Annotated in this window: 21 protein-coding genes and 1 tRNA gene; 5 read left to right on the top strand and 17 right to left on the bottom strand. The window is 66.7% G+C overall.

What is annotated here, in order from left to right; translation table 11 throughout:
• Positions 1–78 precede the first annotated feature (78 nt).
• The gene (gene rpsG / locus M9M90_RS09075; protein WP_254836834.1) at positions 79–552 is read right to left on the bottom strand and encodes a 30S ribosomal protein S7; all 474 of its coding nucleotides are present in this window, start codon (positions 550–552) and stop codon (positions 79–81) included.
• Positions 553–564: 12 nt separating this feature from the next.
• Positions 565–936: a 30S ribosomal protein S12 gene (gene rpsL / locus M9M90_RS09070; protein WP_254836833.1), complete on the bottom strand. Its 372-nt coding sequence runs from the start codon at positions 934–936 to the stop codon at positions 565–567.
• 342 nt (positions 937–1,278) lie between these two features.
• On the opposite strand from rpsL, the gene M9M90_RS09065 reads away from it, so the two are divergent.
• Positions 1,279–1,905 (top strand): hypothetical protein, encoded by a 627-nt coding sequence (locus M9M90_RS09065; RefSeq protein WP_254836832.1) that lies wholly within the window; start codon positions 1,279–1,281, stop codon positions 1,903–1,905.
• A gap of 9 nt (positions 1,906–1,914) precedes the next feature.
• Here the strand turns inward: M9M90_RS09065 and M9M90_RS09060 are convergent, their stop codons facing one another.
• From M9M90_RS09060 to rpoB, 5 genes are all read right to left on the bottom strand, one after another.
• Positions 1,915–2,247, bottom strand: coding sequence for a zf-TFIIB domain-containing protein (locus M9M90_RS09060; protein ID WP_254836831.1), 333 nt, complete (start codon positions 2,245–2,247; stop codon positions 1,915–1,917).
• Positions 2,248–2,338: 91 nt separating this feature from the next.
• Positions 2,339–2,806: a GNAT family N-acetyltransferase gene (locus M9M90_RS09055; RefSeq protein WP_254836830.1), complete on the bottom strand. Its 468-nt coding sequence runs from the start codon at positions 2,804–2,806 to the stop codon at positions 2,339–2,341.
• Positions 2,803–3,150 (bottom strand): GFA family protein, encoded by a 348-nt coding sequence (locus M9M90_RS09050; protein WP_254836829.1) that lies wholly within the window; start codon positions 3,148–3,150, stop codon positions 2,803–2,805. The genes M9M90_RS09055 and M9M90_RS09050 overlap by 4 nt, the downstream gene beginning before the upstream one ends.
• Before the next feature lie 112 nt (positions 3,151–3,262).
• Positions 3,263–7,456, bottom strand: coding sequence for a DNA-directed RNA polymerase subunit beta' (gene rpoC / locus M9M90_RS09045; protein ID WP_254836828.1), 4,194 nt, complete (start codon positions 7,454–7,456; stop codon positions 3,263–3,265).
• A 90-nt stretch (positions 7,457–7,546) separates the two neighbouring features.
• The gene (rpoB, locus tag M9M90_RS09040) at positions 7,547–11,635 is read right to left on the bottom strand and encodes a DNA-directed RNA polymerase subunit beta (RefSeq protein ID WP_254836827.1); all 4,089 of its coding nucleotides are present in this window, start codon (positions 11,633–11,635) and stop codon (positions 7,547–7,549) included.
• 526 nt (positions 11,636–12,161) lie between these two features.
• On the opposite strand from rpoB, the gene M9M90_RS09035 reads away from it, so the two are divergent.
• Positions 12,162–12,434, top strand: coding sequence for an usg protein (locus M9M90_RS09035; RefSeq protein WP_254836826.1), 273 nt, complete (start codon positions 12,162–12,164; stop codon positions 12,432–12,434).
• Between the two features lie 77 nt (positions 12,435–12,511).
• Here the strand turns inward: M9M90_RS09035 and rplL are convergent, their stop codons facing one another.
• The 9 genes from rplL to M9M90_RS08990 all read right to left on the bottom strand — a co-directional run bounded on the left by rplL (position 12,512) and on the right by M9M90_RS08990 (position 17,378).
• Positions 12,512–12,895, bottom strand: a complete 384-nt coding sequence (gene rplL / locus M9M90_RS09030) for a 50S ribosomal protein L7/L12 (protein WP_254836825.1) — start codon at positions 12,893–12,895, stop codon at positions 12,512–12,514.
• A 51-nt stretch (positions 12,896–12,946) separates the two neighbouring features.
• A complete protein-coding gene (gene rplJ / locus M9M90_RS09025) occupies positions 12,947–13,462 on the bottom strand; it encodes a 50S ribosomal protein L10 (RefSeq protein WP_254836824.1) in 516 nt (171 codons plus the stop codon).
• Positions 13,463–13,800: 338 nt separating this feature from the next.
• Positions 13,801–14,226 (bottom strand): DUF5367 family protein, encoded by a 426-nt coding sequence (locus M9M90_RS09020; protein ID WP_254836823.1) that lies wholly within the window; start codon positions 14,224–14,226, stop codon positions 13,801–13,803.
• Positions 14,214–15,038, bottom strand: a complete 825-nt coding sequence (locus M9M90_RS09015; protein WP_254836822.1) for an enoyl-CoA hydratase-related protein — start codon at positions 15,036–15,038, stop codon at positions 14,214–14,216. Before M9M90_RS09015 ends, M9M90_RS09020 begins: the two co-directional genes overlap by 13 nt.
• A gap of 106 nt (positions 15,039–15,144) precedes the next feature.
• On the bottom strand, positions 15,145–15,834 hold the full coding sequence (rplA, locus tag M9M90_RS09010) for a 50S ribosomal protein L1 (protein ID WP_254836821.1): 690 nt from the start codon (positions 15,832–15,834) through the stop codon (positions 15,145–15,147).
• A gap of 4 nt (positions 15,835–15,838) precedes the next feature.
• A complete protein-coding gene (rplK, locus tag M9M90_RS09005; protein ID WP_254836820.1) occupies positions 15,839–16,270 on the bottom strand; it encodes a 50S ribosomal protein L11 in 432 nt (143 codons plus the stop codon).
• A gap of 81 nt (positions 16,271–16,351) precedes the next feature.
• Complete coding sequence (nusG, locus tag M9M90_RS09000; protein WP_254836819.1) at positions 16,352–16,918, bottom strand: transcription termination/antitermination protein NusG; 567 nt, start codon at positions 16,916–16,918, stop codon at positions 16,352–16,354.
• Between the two features lie 8 nt (positions 16,919–16,926).
• The gene (gene secE, locus M9M90_RS08995; RefSeq protein WP_254836818.1) at positions 16,927–17,238 is read right to left on the bottom strand and encodes a preprotein translocase subunit SecE; all 312 of its coding nucleotides are present in this window, start codon (positions 17,236–17,238) and stop codon (positions 16,927–16,929) included.
• Between the two features lie 64 nt (positions 17,239–17,302).
• Positions 17,303–17,378: transfer RNA gene (locus M9M90_RS08990), tRNA-Trp, on the bottom strand.
• A 227-nt stretch (positions 17,379–17,605) separates the two neighbouring features.
• On the opposite strand from M9M90_RS08990, the gene M9M90_RS08985 reads away from it, so the two are divergent.
• The 3 genes from M9M90_RS08985 to M9M90_RS08975 all read left to right on the top strand — a co-directional run bounded on the left by M9M90_RS08985 (position 17,606) and on the right by M9M90_RS08975 (position 20,105).
• A complete protein-coding gene (locus tag M9M90_RS08985; protein WP_254836817.1) occupies positions 17,606–17,788 on the top strand; it encodes a hypothetical protein in 183 nt (60 codons plus the stop codon).
• A gap of 132 nt (positions 17,789–17,920) precedes the next feature.
• Entirely contained in the window at positions 17,921–19,399 is a 1,479-nt protein-coding gene (locus tag M9M90_RS08980; RefSeq protein ID WP_254836816.1) for a hypothetical protein, read from the top strand.
• A gap of 67 nt (positions 19,400–19,466) precedes the next feature.
• Entirely contained in the window at positions 19,467–20,105 is a 639-nt protein-coding gene (locus tag M9M90_RS08975; protein ID WP_254836815.1) for a beta/gamma crystallin-related protein, read from the top strand.
• A gap of 62 nt (positions 20,106–20,167) precedes the next feature.
• Here the strand turns inward: M9M90_RS08975 and tuf are convergent, their stop codons facing one another.
• Complete coding sequence (gene tuf / locus M9M90_RS08970) at positions 20,168–21,358, bottom strand: elongation factor Tu (protein ID WP_254836814.1); 1,191 nt, start codon at positions 21,356–21,358, stop codon at positions 20,168–20,170.
• Positions 21,359–21,362: the final 4 nt, after the last annotated feature.

Here is a 21,362-nt window from a genome sequence, read left to right as displayed (position 1 = left end):
CGTTCGGGGATGTCAGAACGAACGGCGCGGGCGGTTTAACTCAAACCGCCCGCGCCGGAAAGCGATGGTTGCCGGGTCTTACCAGCGGTAGTGCGAGAACGCCCGGTTGGCCTCGGCCATCTTGTGGGTGTCTTCGCGCTTCTTCACGGCCGAACCACGGTTCGAGGAGGCGTCCAGCAGTTCGCCGGCCAGCTTCTCGGTCATGGTGTTCTCGCCGCGCTTGCGCGCAGCCGTGACGAGCCAGCGGATCGCCAGCGCCTTGCGGCGGTCCGGACGGACTTCGACGGGCACCTGGTAGGTGGCGCCGCCGACCCGGCGGGAGCGGACTTCGATGCCGGGCGCGACATTTTCCAGAGCCGCGTGGAAGGTCTCCAGCGGGCCCTGTTCCTTGCGCTTGGCTTCGAGGATCTCGAAGGCGCCATACAGGATGTTTTCAGCGACGGCTTTTTTGCCTTCGTACATCACGTAGTTCATGAACTTGGTGACGGTGAGGTCCCCGAACTTCGGGTCCGGCAGAACTTCACGTTTCTCGGCGCGACGGCGGCGGGACATTCTTCTTCTTCCTTACTTAGGACGCTTGGCGCCGTAGTGCGAACGACGCTGCTTGCGGTCCTTGACCCCTTGGGTGTCGAGCACGCCGCGCAGGATGTGATAGCGGACGCCCGGAAGGTCCTTCACCCGGCCGCCGCGGATGAGCACGACGGAGTGCTCCTGCAGATTGTGGCCTTCGCCGGGGATGTAGCACACCGCTTCGATGCCGGTGGTCAGACGCACCTTGGCGACCTTACGAAGCGCCGAGTTCGGCTTCTTCGGGGTGGTCGTATAGACGCGGGTGCAAACGCCGCGACGTTGGGGGCAGCCCTTCAGGGCCGGCACCTTGTTACGCGACGGCTTGTCCTGCCGAGGCTTGCGGATGAGCTGGTTGACTGTAGGCATCTAATCTCTGCTCTGGAGGCGTGTGCCGTTTGGCCGTGGCGCCTCGAAAAAGGGTTCGGTTTGTCTCAGGTCTCGAAACCACCCGCTGAACGCAAAAACTCGCCGGCGCGCGATCTCTAGCGTTCCGGCGGGCCTGACCGTCCGTCTCGGGATGGCCGTTCATCGGGACAGGAGAAAGAATCCCCGGCCTCGAAAGGAGCGCGGTTCATACTCGCGAAGGGTCTTCTCGTCAACGCTTGCGAACGCAAGGCCGCCCCGCCCCGCCCCGCGCCGTCCTTGCGCCACGAAAACGCCGCGCGCCGCCCCCACCTTACGGTGAAGTTTGCAACGCTCGGGCGCTGAATGACCACGACGGATCGCCGGACGCTGCCGACCGTAGTGGCCGTCTCCGGCCTCGCCCATCTGGCCGTGCTGGCCCTGCTGGCCATCACCCACCCCACCTTGCGCCAAGCCGACGCCCCGCCGGTCTTCGAGGTGCAGGTCGTGCCGCTCTTCGTCCCCTCGCCGCGCAGCGAGCAGCCTAAGCCCAAGCGCCTGGTCGACCAGCCGATCCGTCCGCGCCGGGCCCTGCGGCTGCAAGAGGACCCCAGCGTGGCGCCGCTGGTCACGCCGTTCGCGCCGGACCGCACGACCGCGCCGCCGGCGCCCGCGGTCGCCCTGCCCGCCCCCGCCGCGCCGGCCGGCCCGGCGACGGGCGCGGCCCTGCGGCTGAGCCCGGTGGGCTGCGCCAATCCCCAGCTGCTCTCAAAGGCCGAGCGCGACCGCTGCCTGGAGCGGCTAGGCGCCGGGGCCAGGGACGCGCCCTACTACGAACCGCCGATGTCGCGCGACAAGCGCAAGGCCTTCGACGAGGCGGCGGCCCGCAAGCAGGCCTATCGCAAGTACAAGGAAGCCAATCTCCCGAACGGCGTCAGCCCCGGCGGCCTGGAGATGAAGCCCCTGCCCGAGGTCTGGACGCCGCACAATTGAGGCTCAGCCTCAGTCGAAGATGTCGAAGATGTCGAAGCCGCGCTTCTTCTTGCGATGGTGATAGTCGTCGTCTTCATAGCGGTGGCGCTTGGCGTCGCTGTCATAGGGATGGCTGCGCTTCCAGCTTTCCGGGTCGCGGTGGAAGGTGTCGATCTCGCGGTCGAAACGCTCGCGGGCCTGGACGTCGGCCTGCCGCACCTCGCGCCCGCCCTCCAGGATCTTCTCGAGCTCGCCGCGGTCCAGCCAGACCCCGCGGCAGGTCGGGCACATGTCCAGTTCGACGCCGGAGCGGGCGACGTTCTGCATGGAGACGTTGCAGTTGGGGCAAAGCAGCAGCGGCACGTGGGGATCCTCCGGTTGTGACCTGGCTGATCTAGGGCGTAGTGGGCGCAGAACAATGGCGGCCACGCCATTATCCGCCCCCTTGGCGACCCTAGAGCCTCAGAGCCATGAAGATGGTCCCCGGCGGGGTCGGCGCGTAATAGGGCTCGATCTCGGCGAAGCCCAGCTGGCGGTAGAGGCCGATGGCCGAGGTCATGGTGGCCAGGGTGTCCAGGCGCAGCTCGCCATAGCCGATGTCGCGCGCCGTCTGGATGATCGCCTCGGCCAAGGCCCGGCCGAGGCCCGTCCCGCGCGCTTCCGGGGCGAGGTAGAGGCGCTTCATCTCGCAGCGGCCGGCCGCCGGCAGCGGCCTCAGGCTGACGCACCCCAGGGCGCCGCCGGCTGCGTCGCGGGCCAACAGGAGCTCGCCGCGCGGCGGGGCGTACTTGCCCGGCAGGGACGCCAGCTCCGCGCCGAAATCCTGATAGCCCAGATCTACCGGGAGCGACCTGGCGTAGGCCTCGAACAGGGCCGCCGTCGCCCGGAGGTCATCGGGTGTTCGGACGGGATCGATCCTCACGGGAGGCGGCTCCCTGACACACGCTCGATCCGGATCGCGTCGAGATCGACGTCGTCCAGGCACCGTACATTGATGGCCCAGAGATGAGGCGCGGTCCGGGGGCGCCGGAACGGCAGGATTCCGCAGTCGGGACAGAAATAGTCCGTGGCCTGGCGGGTGTTGAATTTGTAGGTCACGAGCTCGTCCAGCGGGGAGAGCAGTTCGAACTGGGCCTCCTCGACCCTGTGGATCAAGGCGCCGCGGCGTCGGCAGATCGAGCAGTCGCAAACCCGGACGTGGTCGATCTCGGCGTCGACCGCGAACCGGACCTTGCCGCAGTGGCAGCTCCCCAAATACCTCGGCAACCTGGCGGCCTCGACGCTGGTGATCTGACGCCAAGCTTAGCCCGCGCCCCCCCAAAGGAAAACGGCCCGGGATCGCTCCCGGGCCGCTTCTTACGCACACAGACTGAGCTTGTTAGACGTCGACCTTCTCGGCCTCCGCCTCGACGGCGATGACGTCCGGCAGGGGCTCCATGGCCTCCTCGCGGCTGGCCGACAGGGCTTCGTCGCGCTTGGCGGCGATACGCTGCAGGTTGCGCAGGTAGGACCCGGTGCCCGCCGGGATCAGGCGGCCGACGATCACGTTTTCCTTCAGGCCTTCCAGGGTGTCGCTCTTGCCCTGGACCGAAGCCTCGGTGAGGACGCGGGTGGTTTCCTGGAACGAGGCGGCCGAGATGAAGCTGCGGGTCTGCAGCGACGCCTTGGTGATGCCGAGCAGGACCGGCTGGGTGATGGCCGGACGGCCGCCACGGGACTCGGTCTTGGCGTTCTCCTCGTTGATCTCCGACATGTCCAGGTGATCGCCCTTGAGCAGGCCGGTGTCGCCCGGCTCGAGGATTTCGCCCTTTTGCAGCATCTGACGAACGATCGTCTCGATGTGCTTGTCGTTGATCGGCACGCCTTGGAGCCGGTAGACCTCCTGGATCTCGTCGACCAGGAACTCGGCCAGAGCCTCAATGCCCAGGATGCGCAGGATGTCGTGCGGATCCGGGTTGCCGTCGATCAGATACTCGCCCTTGCGGATCACGTCGCCGTCGTGGACGGCGATGTGCTTGCCCTTGGGGATCAGGAACTCGACCGCCTCGCCACCATCTTCCGGGGTGATCTTGATGCGGCGCTTGTTCTTGTAGTCGCGGCCGAATTCGACGCGGCCGTCCATCTCGGCGATGACCGCGCAGTCCTTCGGACGGCGGGCTTCGAAGAGTTCGGCGACGCGCGGCAGACCACCGGTGATGTCCCGGGTCTTGGCGCTTTCGGTCGACATACGGGCCAGGACCTCGCCGGGCTTGATCTCATCGCCGTCGCCGACGGAGAGAATGGCGCCCACCGGCAGGAGGTAACGCGCCTCCCCGCCGTTCGAGATGCGCATATAGGCGCCCTCGGCGTCGATCACGGCCATGGCCGGACGCAGGTCCGAACCCTTGGTCGAGGCGCGCCAGTCGATGACCACGCGGTTGGAGATGCCGGTGGCTTCGTCGGCTTCCTCGCGGACCGAGAAGTTCTCGACCAGGTCTTCGAAGCGGACCTTGCCGCCCACTTCGGAGATGATCGGGGTCGAGTACGGGTCCCATTCGGCCAGGCGCTGGCCGCGCTTGACCTTGTCGCCGTCCTTGACCTTCAGGCGCGCGCCGTAAGGCGGCTTGTAGGACTCGCGGTCCTTGCCATCGACCTGGACGATGATCATCAGGTTGCGGCTCATGGCCACGACGCCGCCATCGGGCGCCACGACCGTGTTGCCGCCGACCAGGCGGGCCACGCCCTCATTGCCGCTCTCGAAGAACGACTGCTCGGCGACCTGGGCGGTGCCGCCGATGTGGAAGGTCCGCATCGTCAGCTGGGTGCCCGGCTCGCCGATCGACTGGGCGGCGATGACGCCCACGGCTTCACCGATGTTCACCGGCGTGCCGCGCGCGAGGTCGCGGCCGTAGCAGGCGCCGCAGACGCCGATCTTGGCCTCGCAGGTGAGGACCGAACGGACCTTCACCGACTGGACCGTGGCGGCCTCGACGATGTCGATCATGTTCTCGTCGAAATAGGTGTCGGCCGGAGCGATGACCTCACCGGTGTTCGGGTCCTTCACGTCCTCGGCGGCGAAGCGGCCCAGGATGCGCAGCCCCAGCGAGACCAGGACGTCGCCGCCCTCGACCACGGCGCGAAGGGTGATGCCCCGCGTGGTGCCGCAGTCTTCCTCGTTGATGATGCAGTCCTGCGCCACGTCGACCAGACGACGGGTCAGATAGCCGGAGTTGGCGGTCTTCAGCGCGGTGTCGGCCAGGCCCTTACGGGCGCCGTGGGTGGAGTTGAAGTACTCCTGGACCGACAGGCCTTCCTTGAAGTTCGAGATGATCGGGGTTTCGATGATCTCGCCGGAGGGCTTGGCCATGAGGCCTCGCATCCCGCCGAGCTGCTTCATCTGGGCCTGCGAACCGCGGGCGCCGGAGTTGGCCATCATGAAGATCGAGTTGATCTCCTTTTCGCGGCCGTTCTCGTCGGACTCGGCGGTCGAGATCTCCAGCATCATCTCGTCGGCGACCCGGTCGGTGGCCTTGGCCCAGGCGTCGACGACCTTGTTGTACTTCTCACCCTTGGTGATCAGGCCGTCGGCGTACTGCTGCTCGTACTCTTCAACCAGCTTGCGGGTCTGGGCCACGATGGGCTTCTTCCGCTCGGGGATGATGATGTCGTCCTTGCCGAAGGAGATGCCGGCCTTGGCCGCCTCGCGGAAGCCCAGACCCATGATCTGGTCGGCGAAGATCACCGTCGCCTTCTGACCGCAGTGGCGGTAGACGGCGTCGATAAGGTTGCCGATCTCCTTCTTGGTCAGGTTCTTTTCCAGCAGCCGGTGGCCGATGGCCGGGTGATGCGGGAACAGGGCCGCGATCTTCATCCGCCCGGGCGTGGTGTCGATCAGCTTGCGGACCAGGACGCCGTCGGCGTCCATCTCGGAGTGGCGGGCCTTGATCTTGGTGTGCAGGGTCACGACCCCGGCGTCGAGCGCCGCGTCGATCTCGCACATCTCGCCGAACATCTTGCCTTGGCCCGGCTCGTTGGGCTTGGCCAGCGACAGGTAGTAGAGGCCGAGCACGATATCCTGCGACGGCACGATGATCGGACGGCCGTTGGCGGGCGACAGGATGTTGTTGGTCGACATCATCAGCACGCGGGCTTCAAGCTGGGCTTCCAGCGAGAGCGGCACGTGGACGGCCATCTGGTCGCCGTCGAAGTCGGCGTTGAAGGCCGCGCAGACCAGCGGGTGAAGCTGGATGGCCTTGCCCTCGATCAGCTTGGGTTCGAAGGCCTGGATGCCGAGACGGTGCAGGGTCGGCGCGCGGTTCAGCAGAACCGGGTGCTCGCGGATCACCTCGTCGAGGATGTCCCAGACGGCCGGCTGCTCGCGCTCCACCATCCGCTTGGACTGCTTGACGGTCCCCGAGAGTCCCTTGGCGTCCAGGCGGGCGTAGATGAACGGCTTGAACAGCTCGAGCGCCATCTTCTTCGGCAGGCCGCACTCGTGCAGCTTCAGCTCGGGACCGACCACGATGACCGAACGGCCCGAATAGTCGACGCGCTTGCCGAGCAGGTTCTGGCGGAACCGGCCCTGCTTGCCCTTCAGCATGTCGGCGAGCGACTTCAGCGGGCGCTTGTTGGCGCCGGTGATGACGCGGCCGCGACGGCCGTTGTCGAACAGGGCGTCGACGGCTTCCTGCAGCATCCGCTTTTCGTTGCGGATGATGATGTCCGGGGCGCGCAGCTCGATCAGGCGCTTCAGGCGGTTGTTGCGGTTGATCACCCGGCGGTAGAGGTCGTTCAGGTCGGAGGTCGCGAAGCGGCCGCCGTCCAGCGGCACCAGCGGGCGCAGCTCGGGCGGAATCACCGGGACCACCGAGAGGATCATCCACTCGGCCTTGTTGCCGCTCTCGATGAAGCTCTCGATGAGCTTCAGACGCTTGGACGTCTTCTTGAGCTTCATTTCCGAGGTGATGGTGAGGAGGTCCTCACGCAGCCGGTCGGCTTCCTTCGGCAGGTCGATGGCCTTCAGCAGGCCCTGGACGGCTTCGGCGCCGATCTCGGCGGTGAAGCTGTCGTCCCCGAACTCCTCCTGGTAGCGCATGTACTCGTCTTCCGAGAGCAACTGGTGCTGCTTCAGCGGGGTCAGGCCCGGCTCGGTGACGATGTAGTATTCGAAGTAGAGGACCCGCTCGATGTCCTTCAGGGCCATGTCCAGCATCATCGAGATGCGGCTGGGCAGGGACTTCAGGAACCAGATATGGGCGACCGGCGAAGCCAGTTCGATGTGGCCCATCCGCTCGCGGCGAACGCGCGCGAGGGTGACCTCGACGCCGCACTTCTCGCAGATGATGCCCTTGTACTTCATGCGCTTGTACTTGCCGCACAGGCACTCGTAGTCCTTGGTCGGACCGAAGATGCGCGCGCAGAACAGGCCATCGCGCTCCGGCTTGAAGGTCCGGTAGTTGATGGTCTCGGGCTTCTTGATCTCGCCGAAGGACCACGAGCGGATCTTTTCGGGCGAGGCCAGGGCGATACGGATGCGGTCGAAGGTCGGAGCGGCCTGGACCGGATTGAAGATATTCAGGACTTCCTGGTTCATCGATTTTCCAGTTCGTCAGTATTTCCAGAGGCGGTGGGGAGGAGCTGACGGCCCCTCCCCTCGCACATTCGGTAGAAGTCGGAGCCGGCCCTAGCCGTTCTCCAGCTCCACATTCAGGCCCAGCGAGCGCATTTCCTTGACGAGCACGTTGAAGCTCTCGGGAATGCCGGCTTCGAAGGTGTCGTCGCCGCGCACGATGCTTTCGTAGACCTTGGTCCGGCCGGCCACGTCGTCGGACTTCACCGTCAGCATCTCCTGCAGGGTGTAGGCGGCGCCGTAGGCTTCCAGAGCCCAGACCTCCATCTCCCCGAAGCGCTGTCCGCCGAACTGCGCCTTGCCGCCCAGCGGTTGCTGGGTGACGAGCGAGTACGGTCCGATGGAGCGGGCGTGGATCTTGTCGTCGACCAGGTGGTGCAGCTTCAGCATGTAGATGTAGCCGACCGTGACCGGGCGCTTGAACTTGTCGCCGGTCTGGCCGTCATAGAGCTGCACCTGGCCGGAGCGGGCGAGACCCGCCTTCTCCAGCAGGTTCTCGATGTCGTCGATGTGGGCGCCGTCGAACACCGGCGTGGCGAAGGGCACGCCCTTCGACAGGTTCCGGGCCAGCTCGACCAGCTCTTCGTCGCTGTCGGGCAGTTCCTGATCCTTGCCGTAGATGTCCTGCAGCCACTCGATCAGGGCCTTGCGCTGGCCGCCGTTCTGCCAGGCTTCCAGGAGACCGGCGATCTGCTTGCCGAGGCCCGCGGCCGCCCAGCCGAGGTGGGTTTCGAAGATCTGGCCGACGTTCATCCGCGAGGGCACGCCCAGCGGGTTCAGGACGATGTCGACATTGGTGCCGTCTTCCAGGTGCGGCATGTCCTCGATCGGCAGGATCTTGGAGATGACGCCCTTGTTGCCGTGGCGGCCGGCCATCTTGTCGCCGGGCTGAAGCTTGCGCTTCACGGCCACGAAGACCTTGACCATCTTCATCACGCCGGGGGGCAGTTCGTCGCCGCGCTGCAGCTTGTCGACCTTGTCCTCGAAGCGGCGATCCAGGCGCTTGCGCGCTTCGTCGAACTGGCGGCGCATGGCCTCCAGCTCGCCCATGATCTTCTCGTCGTCGAGGGCGATCTGCCACCACAGGCCGGGCGCGATCTCTTCCAGCTTCTCGGCGGTGATCTCGCCGCGGCCCAGGCCCTTGGGGCCGGAGACGGCGGTCTTGCCGGTGAGCAGGACGCGAAGGCGCGAAGTCATGTTGCGGTTCAGGATCGCGAACTCGTCGTCGCGGTCCTTGCCCAGGCGGTCGATCTCGGCGCGTTCGATGGCCATGGCGCGCTCGTCCTTGTCGACGCCGTGACGGTTGAACACGCGGACTTCCACGATGGTCCCGGCGACGCCCGGAGGCAGGCGCAGGGAGGTGTCGCGGACGTCGGAGGCCTTTTCGCCGAAGATGGCGCGCAGGAGCTTTTCTTCCGGCGTCATCGGGCTTTCGCCCTTCGGCGTGACCTTGCCGACCAGGATGTCGCCCGGCAGGACCTCGGCGCCGATCGCCACGATGCCGGCCTCGTCGAGGTTGCGCAGGGCTTCCTCGCCGACGTTCGGGATGTCGCGGGTGATCTCTTCCGGACCCAGCTTGGTGTCGCGGGCCATGACCTCGAACTCCTCGATGTGGATCGAGGTGAAGACGTCGTCGCGCACGATGCGCTCGGAGATCAGGATCGAGTCTTCGAAGTTGTAGCCGTTCCAGGGCATGAAGGCGACGAGGGTGTTCCGGCCCAGGGCCAGTTCGCCCAGGTCGGTCGACGGGCCGTCGGCGATCACGTCGCCGGTGGCGATCAGGTCGCCGACCCGCACCAGCGGACGCTGGTTGATGCAGGTCGAGGTATTGGAACGCTGGAACTTCTGCAGGCGGTAGATGTCGACGCCGGCCTTGGTCGGGTCGTTCTCTTCCGTCGCGCGGACCACGATGCGGGTGCCGTCGATCTGCTCGACCACGCCGGTGCGGCGGGCGACCACGACGGCGCCGGAATCGACGGCCACGACGCTTTCCATGCCGGTGCCGACCAGGGGCGCATCCGACTGGATGAGCGGCACGGCCTGCTTCTGCATGTTCGAGCCCATCAGGGCGCGGTTGGCGTCATCGTTTTCCAGGAACGGGATCAGCGAGGCGGCCACGGAGACCACCTGCTTGGGCGACACGTCCATCAGGTCGACGTCGGCCTTGGGCAGCAGGCCCGGTTCGCCGTTGATCCGGCCCTGGACCAGGTCCTCGACGATCTCGCCGTTCTTCAGCTTGATGCTGGCCTGGGCGATGACGTGCTTGGCCTCTTCCATGGCCGACATGTAGACGACCTCGTCGGTCGTCTTGCCGTCCTTGATCCGCCGGTACGGGCTTTCGATGAAGCCGTACTTGTTGACCACCGCGTGGGTGGCCAGGGAGTTGATCAGGCCGATGTTCGGGCCTTCCGGCGTCTCGATGGGGCAGATCCGGCCGTAGTGGGTCGGGTGCACGTCGCGGACTTCGAAGCCGGCGCGCTCGCGGGTCAGACCGCCCGGGCCAAGGGCCGAGAGACGGCGCTTGTGGGTGATCTCCGAGAGCGGGTTGGTCTGGTCCATGAACTGCGAGAGCTGCGAGGAGCCGAAGAACTCCCGCACGGCCGCGGCCGCGGGCTTCGCATTGATCAGGTCGTGCGGCATGACCGTGTCGATATCGACGCTGCTCATGCGCTCCTTGATGGCGCGCTCCATGCGCAGCAGGCCGACGCGGTACTGGTTCTCCAGCAGCTCGCCCACCGAACGCACCCGGCGGTTGCCCAGGTTGTCGATGTCGTCGATCTCGCCGCGGCCGTCGCGCAGGCCGACCAGGGTGCGGAGCACCGCCAGCACGTCGTCCTTGCGCAGGACCCGCACGTCGTCGGGGCAGTCGAGCTCCAGACGCATGTTCATCTTCACGCGGCCGACCGAGGAGAGGTCGTAGCGCTCGCCGTCGAAGAACAGCGACTTGAACATGGCCTCGGCCGCCTCAACGGTCGGCGGCTCGCCGGGACGCATGACGCGGTAGATGTCGAACAGCGCGTCTTCGCGGGCGTTGTTCTTATCGATGCGCAGGGTGTTGCGCATGTAGGCGCCCATGGTGACGTCGTCGACGTCGAGCACGTCGAGCTTGTCGTAGCCCTGCTCTTCCAGGGCGGCCAGGACGGTGGGGTCCAGCTCGTCGCCGGCCTCGGCGTAGATCTCGCCGGTGTTCGGGTTGACCAGGTCGCGGGCCAGGTAGCGGCCGGTGAGGGCCTCCGGCGCCAGCAGCAGGGTCTTGAGGCCCGCGTCGGCGAACTTCTTGGCGTTACGCGCCGAGATCTTCTGGCCGGCGGGAGCGATTTCTTCGCCGGTCTCGGCGTCGATCAGCGCGAAGTCCGGCTTGGCCCCGCGCCAGCGCTCGGGCTTGTAGGGCACGGTCCAGCCGGCGACGCCCTTCTTGGAGTCCTCGCGCTTCTCGCAGGTGACGATCTCATAGAAGGTGGAGAGGATCTCCTCCCCGTCCATCCCGAGCGCCATCAGGAAGGTGGTGGCCGGCAGCTTGCGGCGGCGGTCGATGCGGACGAAGACGATGTCCTTGGCGTCGAACTCGAAGTCCAGCCACGAGCCGCGATAAGGGATCACCCGGGCGGCGAACAGCAGCTTGCCCGACGAGTGGGTCTTGCCCTTGTCGTGGTCGAAGAACACGCCCGGCGAACGGTGCATCTGCGAGACGATGACCCGCTGCGTGCCGTTGACGATGAAGGTGCCCTTCTCGGTCATGAGCGGGATGTCGCCCATGTAGACGTCCTGCTCCTTGATGTCCTTCACGGAGCGGGCGCCGGTCTCTTCGTCGGTCTCGAACACGATGAGGCGCAGCTTGACCTTCAGCGGCGCCGCATAGGTCATGTCGCGCTGGACGCATTCCTCGACGTCGTACTTGGGCTCTTCGAACTCGTACGACACGTATTCCAGGACGGCGCGTTCGTTGAAGTCCTTGATCGGGAAGACCGACCTGAAGACCGCCTCGACCCCCTCCTCGCGGCGATCGACCGCGCGAGTTTCGCGTTGCAGGAACTGTTCGTAGGAGGAGCGTTGAACCTCAATGAGGTTCGGCATCTGCACGGCTTCAGGGATGCGGCCGAAAGACTTACGGATCCGCTTCTTACCGGTGAAGGATTGCGCCATTTTATTCCCTTGAGCGACGCGCGGAACGGTTTCCGAGCGTCAGGTCGCTAGTGTCCTGCGTCCACCCTCGACGCCCTTGCGGGCGCCGGACGCTGGAAGCCCCTGTATCGTCAGGGGCGCTCCCTCGCATGGCCTGAGGGCGGCGGGCCATGCCTCGGAGCGTACGCGCGCGAAGAATCGCGTCTGAGACGAATCGTAAATTTCGCGAAGCACGCGATTTAGGAGTTTTGTGTGGATAAGGGAAGCCCCTTTCGCACGAAAAGTGGGGCGGCGCGGCCGGCCGCCGCGTCGCTCCACCTTTGGGTCAGCCTGGGCGCTCCCAGGTCATTTCGTCTCGCCTCTTACATGCAGACGAGAAACCAGCATCCCTGATCGAAGGTTCCAAGGCGGCGAGATTTAGCAGCACTCGCCTCGAACGAGCGCCAAGTTCTTGAAAGATTTGTGAAACTTCTCAGGCGCAAGCTTCAGCTCACCTAGGGCTCGCCAGTGAGTCGGCGGGCTCCATCCTTGGACTTGGGGGTGTGAGATGGCGCTGGACGCCGACTTTCGCAGACAACTCGAAGGCTACGGCCTGACCACGGCCGAAATCCTCTACCGGCTGCCCGATCATCCGATCCTGCTGCAGAGCTATCTCTGGCAGGAATACGACGTGGCCCCGGACTTCCCGAACCTGCGGAAGTTCCTCGACTTCTGGAGTCACAAACTGGACGGGGTGCTCGACACCATCCGGGTGGCCCACCAGGGCCTGATCCGGCCGGCCGAGTTCAAGGCGGTGGACGGAATGTTCCGCCTGCACTGAGCGGCCAAACAAAAAGGCCGGGGATTTCTCCCCGGCCCTTCCGTAACGCGTCGACGCGGCGAGCGCGCCGTTCAGTCCTACTTGATCGAGACCGAAGCGCCGGCTTCTTCCAGCTTCTTCTTCACTTCTTCGGCGACCTGCTTGGAGACGTTCTCGACGACGTTGGCCGGAGCGGCTTCCACGAGGTCCTTGGCTTCCTTCAGGCCGAGGTCCGGACGCACGCCACGGACTTCCTTGATCACGTTGATCTTCTTGTCGCCACCGGCGGTCAGGACAACGGTGAACTCGGTTTGCTCTTCGACAGCTTCGGCCGGAGCAGCGGCGCCGCCGCCAGCGGCGGCCACGGCCACCGGAGCGGCGGCGGAGACGCCCCACTTTTCTTCCAGCAGCTTGGACAGCTCAGAGGCTTCCAGCACGGTCAGGGCGGACAGGTCTTCGACGATCTTTTCGAGCTTCGACATGGGATGGTTTTCCTAGGGAATTGGAGGTGTGGGTTTCTTCGAAAATGACGATCAGGCGGCGTCTTTGGCGGCGTAAGCCCCCACGACGCGGGCGAGCTGACCGGCCGGGGCCTGCAGGACGCCGGCGATCTTGGTCGCCGGGGCTTGCAGAAGGCCGATGATCTTGCCGCGAAGCTGGTCGAGCGAAGGCAGGGTCGCGAGCGCAGCCACCTTCGACTTGTCCAGGATCTCTTGGCCCATGAAGCCGCCGATGATGGCGAACTTCTCGTTCTCCTTGGCGAACTGGGTCGAGATCTTGGCGGCGGAGACAGGGTCCGGCGCATAGGCGATGGCGACCGGGCCGGTGAACAGGGCGTCGCCCGCTTCACCGATCGAGCCGTTCAGAGCCTTCTGGGCCAGGGTGTTCTTCACCACCGTCAGCTTGGCGCCTTCTTTACGAAGGCGGCCACGCAGATCCGTCATTTCCGCAACAGTCAGACCCAGGTTGTGGGTCACGACCACGGCGCCGGCGTCGGCGAAGACGCCCTTGAGCGTCTCGATCGTCACCTGCTTTTGAGCGCGGTCCATTGCGGTCTCCATACTCAGCTTGGCCGCCGGACGATTCCGGCGACCGAGACGCTCCAGGCGCGGGCGAGCCCACGCGCGGATCGACAAGCCTGTCCTTTGAGAGAAGCCGCAGGCCCAGCGCCCATCGCATGCGATGGCCGTCGAAACCTCGTATTCCCGTCTCCCTGTGCTTGAGGAAGGGCTCTTCCTCGCGTCACGGATCCGAGCGGCCCCCGGATCCCCACAGTTCTTGGACAGGATGGCGGGCGAACCCGCCGTCCACGCCCCGTCTTGCGACGAGGCGAAACTCTTGAAGGCGCGGCGTTTACACGAACCGTGGCGCTATGACAACCGCCGGCTCAGTCCCGCGGTCGTGTCGCGATCACGGCGGTCATCAGCATCACCGCGTAACACCAGAGCACGAAGGCGCCGAACAGCGGCGCGTGGCCCGGCGGGAAGTTCGGCAGGACCTGGACGAAGGCCACCGTCACTCCGGCGTCGAGCAGCATCTGCGGGGCGACGAACGACGCCAGGGCCGCCAGACGGTGGCGTTCCTCGATCTTGCGCAGGAACAGCAGCGTGGCGACCACCAGGCCGGCGCCGGAGATCGCACCCGAGACCAGCAAGGTCCAGGCCGGGCGGTCCACCCAGGCGCTGGGCAGCAGGCGCAGGATCCCGGTCGAGACGGCCCAGACGAAGCTCCCGCGCAGCAGGAACCAGGCGTAGAGGTGCAGCGCGCCCTTGCTTTGCGCCTCGGCTGCGTCTTCGGTGGCTAACCCTGCCAATTGGCTTTCCTCTTGCCGGTCCAGGCCTTCACGCCCTCCTTATAGTCGGGCTCGGTGATCATGGCCTCAAGCAGGGCCTCGGCGGCCCTGACCGAGGCCGCGGCGTCGCGGTGCAGGTCGCGGTAGATTTGGCGCTTGGTCTCCCGCGCCGAGCCGGGGGCGACGCTGTCGGCGAGATTGCGCGCGTAGGCCATGACCGCCGGCATCAGCGCTTCGGGCGCGACCAGGCGGTTCAGGAAGCCCATGGCCAGGGCCTCCTCGGCGGTGAACACCCGGCTCGACAGCAGGATGTCGTTGGCGTGGGTCAGGCCCACAATGCGCGGCAGCACCCAGGAGAGGCCGAACTCGGCCGGGAAGTTGAAGCGGCCGTGGGCGGCGGTGAACTTGGCGCCATCGACGGCGAACCTCAGGTCGGCGAAGGCGGCCAGCACCAGGCCGACGCCAGCCGCGGCCCCGTTGATCGCGGCGATGACCGGCTTGCCGATCCCGAAATGGTAGGCGAACGCCGCGTCGAAGTGTTCGTCCACCCCAAAGCCCGGCATGGGGATGCTGTCGTCGGTGCCGGGATCGTAGCGGCCCTTCTCGGAGTGGCCCTCCAGAGCCCCCAGGTCGGCGCCAGCGCAGAAGGCCTGGCCCTCCGGGTCGCCGGTCACGACGATCACCCGCACCGCCCGGTCCCCGTCGGCCTCGCGCAGGCACCAGCGGTATTCGGTATGCATCCGCCCGGTCCAGGCGTTGCGGCGCTGAGGCCGCGCCAGGGTCACCACGGCGATCCCGTCCTGGACCTCGTAGCGGGTGGTCTTCAGTTCCATGGCCGGCCCCTCCCCTGCGCACGCCATATGAACCCGGTTCGCGCGCAAAGAAAAAGGGAGCGGCCCGCAAGCCGCTCCCTTCGATCTCCTACAGGTCAGTCGGCGATCAGCTGCCGAGCGAGCCCGCGTCGATCTTGAAGCCCGGCCCCATGGTCGAGGAGAGGCTGATCTTCTTGATGTAGGTGCCCTTGGCGCCCGACGGCTTGGCCTTGTTCAGCGCGTCGACGAGAGCCCGGACGTTGGCCAGGATCGCGTCTTCGCTGAAGCTCGCCTTGCCGATGCCGGCGTGGATGATGCCGGTCTTCTCGGTGCGGAACTCGATGGCGCCGCCCTTGGCGTCCTTCACCGCTTGCGCGACGTTGGGCGTCACGGTGCCGACCCGCGGGTTCGGCATCAGGCCGCGCGGGCCCAGCACCTTACCCAGACGGCCGACCAGGGCCATCATGTCCGGCGTGGCGATCACGCGGTCGAACTCCATGAAACCGCCCTGGATGCGCTCGACCAGCTCCTCGGCGCCGACGATGTCGGCTCCGGCGGCGGTGGCTTCGGCGGCCTTGGCGTCCTTGGCGATGACGGCGACGCGGACGTCGCGGCCGGTGCCGGAGGGCAGCGAGACCACACCGCGGACCTGCTGGTCGGCGTGGCGGGGGTCGACGCCCAGATTGACGGCGATCTCGATGCTTTCGTCGAACTTGGCGGTGGCGTTGGCCTTCACCAGCTTGACGGCGGCTTCGACGGCGTGGGCGGCCTGACGGTCGCCGGTCCAGGCCTGGATGCGCTTGGGTTGCTTAGCCATCTGATCAGGCCTCCACGATTTCGAGACCCATCGAGCGCGCGGAGCCCTCGATGATCTTGGCGGCGGCTTCAACGTCGTTGGCGTTGAGGTCCTTCATCTTCTTCTCGGCGATGTCGCGCAGCTGGCTGCGCGAGATCTTGCCCGCGACGGCGCGGCCCGGCTCTTTCGAGCCCGACTTCAGGCCGAGCGCTTCCTTGATGAAGTGGGTCGCCGGCGGGGTCTTGGTGATGAAGGTGAAGGACTTGTCCTGATAGACGGTGATCACCGTCGGCAGGGGCGTGCCCTTGGTTTCCTTCTCGGTGCGGGCGTTGAACTCCTTGCAGAAGCCCATGATGTTGACGCCGCGCTGACCCAGCGCCGGCCCGATGGGCGGCGAAGGCGTTGCGGAGCCTGCGGGCACCTGCAGCTTGATATAGCCCAGAATTTTCTTGGCCATTTTTCTCCTCGTGACCGGCATCCGGTCGGTTGAGCCGTGGTGCGGCCTTGGCTAGGCCTCCCACGGGTTTGAACGGTCGGGTTAGGAGGTCTTCTCCACCTGGCCGTATTCGAGCTCGACCGGCGTGGCGCGTCCGAAGATGGACACGGTCACGCGCAGGCGGGCGCGTTCTTCGTCGACCTGTTCGACCGAGCCGTTGAAGCTCGCGAACGGACCGTCGGTGACTCGAACCTGTTCGCCGATCTCGAACTGGATGGTCGGCTTCGGCCGCTCCACGCCCTCTTCGATGGCGCCGATGATCCGGGCGACTTCCTTCTCGGAGACCGGCATGGGCTTGTTGCCCGAACCGAGGAAGCCCGTGACCTTCGGGGTGTTCTTGATGAGGTGGTAGGCCTCGTCGGTGAGCTCCATCTTCACCAGGACGTAACCCGGGAAGAACTTGCGCTCGGCGTTGACCTTCCGGCCGCGGCGGATCTCGACCACGTCCTCGGTCGGCACCAGGATGTCGGAGAAATTATCCTCCAGTCCCTGGCTCTTGGCCTGCTCGCGGATCGACTCGGCCACCTTCTTCTCGAAATTCGAGTAGGCGTGGACGATGTACCACTTGTGGCGGGGATTGGCGGCGACGGTGGGGGCTTCGGCGTTCATGATGTCTCTCATCCCCCGTTGGCGAACTTCAGGAGCAGGTTCACCCCGGCGCCAAGACCCAGGTCGACCACGAAGAAGAAGCTCGCGGCCATGACCACCATGATCCCGACCATCACCGAGGTGATCCAGGTCTCCTTGCGGGTGGTCCAGGTGATCTTGCGGGCCTCGGCGCGCACTTCACGAATGAACTGCGCGGGGTTGGTCTTCTTCTTGTTCACCGGCGCCGAGGCGGCCAGCGCTGACGCAGGCGCGATCGCCGCGGCCGTCTTGGCGGCGCGGGCCTTCATCGCTTGCGGGGAGGAACCCGGTTTCCTGGCCATCAGGCTCTTATGACTCTCTCATATTGGGCGGCGGACCTCCGCGCCCGGGCAGACTTATATAGGGTGGCAGGAGTGGAGGGATTCGAACCCCCGGCCCTCGGTTTTGGAGACCGATGCTCTACCAGCTGAGCTACACTCCTTCGACCCTGCCCTTTTGGGGCCTGGCCTCCAAACAATGAACAGCGCGCCGGAGGGCGGCTAGGCCCGCCGACGCGCGCGGCTCATCGCCGGAGCCGGGTCGTTTAGCAGCGGCGTTCCTTCCGGGCAAGGCCGCGTGGGGTCCGAGACAGGGGCAAATCGCCCTCCCTGCATCGAACAGCCAAGCCCATGCGTTCCACCCCCAGGAGCCGCCACCGTAGGAACGCCCATGACCGACCCCGTCCAGAACCCCGAAGACGCCGCCAAGACCCGCGACGAAGACCAGCAGCCTGGTCGCCCCCCGCGCCCGGCCACCGAACCGGCCGGATCGGAGGGATCGAGCCGCAACCCCAAGACCGCCACCGATCCGGCCACCGGCGAGCCCAGCCGGGGACCACCGAGCCCGAACTAGCGCCGCCATGGCCACATTTCCGCCCCAAGCCTGAACCTCGCCTGACAGGGCGCTCAAGTCATGTTCAGGCGCGGACGGTCAGTATAACCGGCTGAATGCGCCTTCCCGGGCGCGCCGAGACGAGGACGTCGCATGTCGATTCGACCGAGGACCCTCCGCTCCAGTCTGGTGCTGTCGAGCGCGCTGTTGCTGACCCTGGCCGCCTGCAAGCCCGAGAACGGCCCGCAGGCCGCCGCCGAGCCGCTGTTCGTGCCCGCCGATTCCGCCGCCTATGAGATGAGCGTCGCGCCGGGCTGGTCGGACCTTCCCGCCTACCAGGCCGAGGTGGGCCGACCCCGCGACGACGGCTATGGATACGCCGAGCGCGCCTATGCGGTGGATCGCGCCTTCTACCAGTCGCCACCGGACTACGCCTTCGCCTATGACGACGCCCGACCGTGGGTCTGGGAGACCCAGGACGACTGGCTGATGTATGTCGAGCCGCTCGCGGTGGGCTACCGCTACTATTACTACGAGCCCGGCGAGGACTACCCCTACTTCGTCCGCGATCCGGACTACGGCTACGGCTACGATGAGGGCGGCCTGCTGGTGGTAGTCTATGACAGCCGCGGTTACCTGCTGCCGACGACCTATGTGACCCGCTATGCCGACCGTGGCGGCCGCTATCTGGGCCGGGCCCGCGCCCTGCGCGACGCGTCCGTCCACGCCCACCGCGTGTCCATTCCCGAGGAGCGCTGGGTCGACCGCCGGTCGGCCTTCGTCGGCGACCAGGCCAACTGGTTTGAGGCGGCGCAGCGTCAACCGGACTGGACGCGCTACCGGGCCAAGCACGAGGCCAAGGACCTTCGCCGCTTCGAGCGCGAGCGCGAGCGCCGCGCCGACGCCGTTGCGCGGCTGGACCGGGTCGAGGCGCGCCAGGGCGGACGCGGCCACGACGCGCGACGTGTGACCACCCTCGACAGCCCGCCCCGCGTGCTGGTCGAGCGAGACCGCCGGGACGAACGGCGCACCGCCGACACCGGGCCGCGGATCGACAGGCCCGATCGCGACGCCTCCGAGCGAGTCGCCAAGGTCCGCACCGAACGCCGGGATGATAACGGTCGCGATCGTAGCGCCCGGATCGGCGCCGAACGGCCGGAACGCGCTGAACGCCGGGCCGAGCCCGCGCGACCGCAGCAGGCCGTCGCCCCGCCGCAGGCCCGGCTCGAACGCCAGGTGCGGCTCGACGACCGCAAGCCTGAACGCCGTGCCGAAGAACGGCGCGACAGCAGCGAGCGACCCGTTGTCGCCGAACGCTCCCGCAAGGCTACACCGCCCCCTGCGCGGGTCGAACGCCAGGCGCGCCGCGAGGATCGGAACGGGCCGGCCGCGGACGCTCGACAAGGGGTTGAGCGCAAGACCCCGCCGCAGGCAGCCTCGGCCGTGATCCGAGTGGAGCGGCAGGCGCGCCGCGAAGACCGTGGCGCGGAACCTCACGCTCAGGCCCCGCGTCCGGAACGCCAGGCCAGGGTCGAACCCGGCAAGCCCGCGACAGGGGCGCGTGAGGCGGCCGGGGCCGGGCGCGACGCTGCCGCTCGCGAACACGGCGGCAAGGGCCGCAACAAGGAGTAGCGGCGCAGCCTGCGCTTGCCTCGGGGATCGAGGCATCTAAGCTCGTCGTCAACTGGGAGGCTTGGACATGAAACTCACGATTGCCTTGGTTGCCGCGGTCGCCGCGCTCGGCGCCGGTTCCGCGTTTGCGCAAGCCGACATACGCGGGGCCTCCCCGCCGGCCGGCGACTATTGGCGCACCTGCCAGAACGTCAGCACCTACGGCTTCGGCCGCGACGCAGTTGTCACCGCCCAGTGCCGTGACAACCGTGGGCGGGTGCAATCGACCAGCCTGCGCTTCGACGGGTGCGGGGAGATCGACAATCGTGACGGGCGTCTGGTCTGCATCCAGTACAACGACGACGGCGGCCGACCGCCCTGGGGCGGCGGTGACGACGGCGGACGCCCACCTTGGGGCGGCGGCGGAGGCCGCAGTTCGATCACGCTCTTCGGGGCTCCCGAGTTCCGCGCCCAGATCCTCGACAGCCGGCGTGAGATCACCAACCTGCCGCGTCAGTACAACGACCGCGCCATGAGCCTGCGCATCCGCGGGCGCGGGGCCTGGGAGGTCTGCAGCGACAAGGACTTCCGTGGCCGCTGCCAGATTTTCGACCGCGACGTCGCAGACCTGCGCCGCTACGGCCTGGGCGAGGCGGTGACCTCCATGCGTCCAGTGGATCGCGACTACGACCGCCCCTACGACAGGCCTTACGACAGGCCTTACTGATCCAAACAAAAAGGCCGCCGGATCGCTCCGGCGGCCTCTTCGCTTCGGTGTGGCGCGATCGGCTATTCGACGATCTTGGCGACGACGCCGGCGCCGACGGTGCGGCCGCCTTCGCGGATGGCGAAGCGCAGGCCCTGGTCCATGGCGATCGGGGTGATCAGCTCCACGTCCAGCTCGGCGTTGTCGCCCGGCATGATCATCTCAACGCCTTCCTTCAGCTTGATGATCCCGGTCACGTCGGTGGTCCGGAAGTAGAACTGAGGACGGTAGTTGGTGAAGAACGGCGTGTGGCGGCCGCCCTCTTCCTTGGTGAGGATATAGGCCTCGGCCACGAACTTGGTGTGCGGGGTGATCGAGCCCGGCTTGCAGAGCACCTGGCCGCGCTCGACGTCTTCACGCTTGGTGCCGCGCAGCAGCACGCCGACATTGTCGCCGGCCTGGCCCTGGTCCAGCAGCTTGCGGAACATCTCCACCCCGGTGCAGGTGGTCTTCTGGACCGGACGGATGCCGACGATCTCGACTTCCTCGCCGACCTTGACGATGCCCTTCTCGATGCGCCCGGTCACCACCGTGCCGCGGCCCGAGATCGAGAACACGTCTTCCACCGGCATCAGGAACGGCAGGTCCACCGGACGGTCCGGCTGCGGGATATAGGCGTCGACCTGGGTCATCAGCTCCAGGATCGACTGCTCGCCGATGATCGGGTCGCCGCCGTCCAGCGCCACCTTGGCCGAACCCTTGACGATCGGAATGTCGTCGCCCGGGAACTGGTAGGACGAGAGCAGCTCGCGCACTTCCATCTCCACCAGCTCAAGCAGCTCGGCGTCGTCGACCAGGTCGACCTTGTTCATGTAGACCACCAGGGCCGGAACACCGACCTGGCGCGCCAGCAGGATGTGCTCGCGGGTCTGCGGCATCGGGCCGTCGGCCGCCGACACCACCAGGATCGCGCCGTCCATCTGCGCCGCGCCGGTGATCATGTTCTTCACATAGTCGGCGTGGCCCGGGCAGTCGACGTGGGCGTAGTGGCGGTTGGCGGTCTCGTACTCGACGTGCGCCGTGTTGATGGTGATCCCGCGCGCCTTCTCTTCCGGCGCGGCGTCGATGTCGGCATAGGCCATCGACTTGGCCCCACCGGTCTTCGCCAGGATGAAGGTGATCGCCGCCGTCAGCGTCGTCTTGCCATGGTCAACGTGACCAATCGTGCCGATGTTGCAATGCGGCTTGTTGCGTTCGAACTTTTCCTTGGCCATCGGG

Source organism: Phenylobacterium sp. LH3H17 (genome assembly GCF_024298925.1).
Lineage (GTDB): Bacteria > Pseudomonadota > Alphaproteobacteria > Caulobacterales > Caulobacteraceae > Phenylobacterium.
This window is presented reverse-complemented; position numbering and strand designations above follow the sequence as displayed.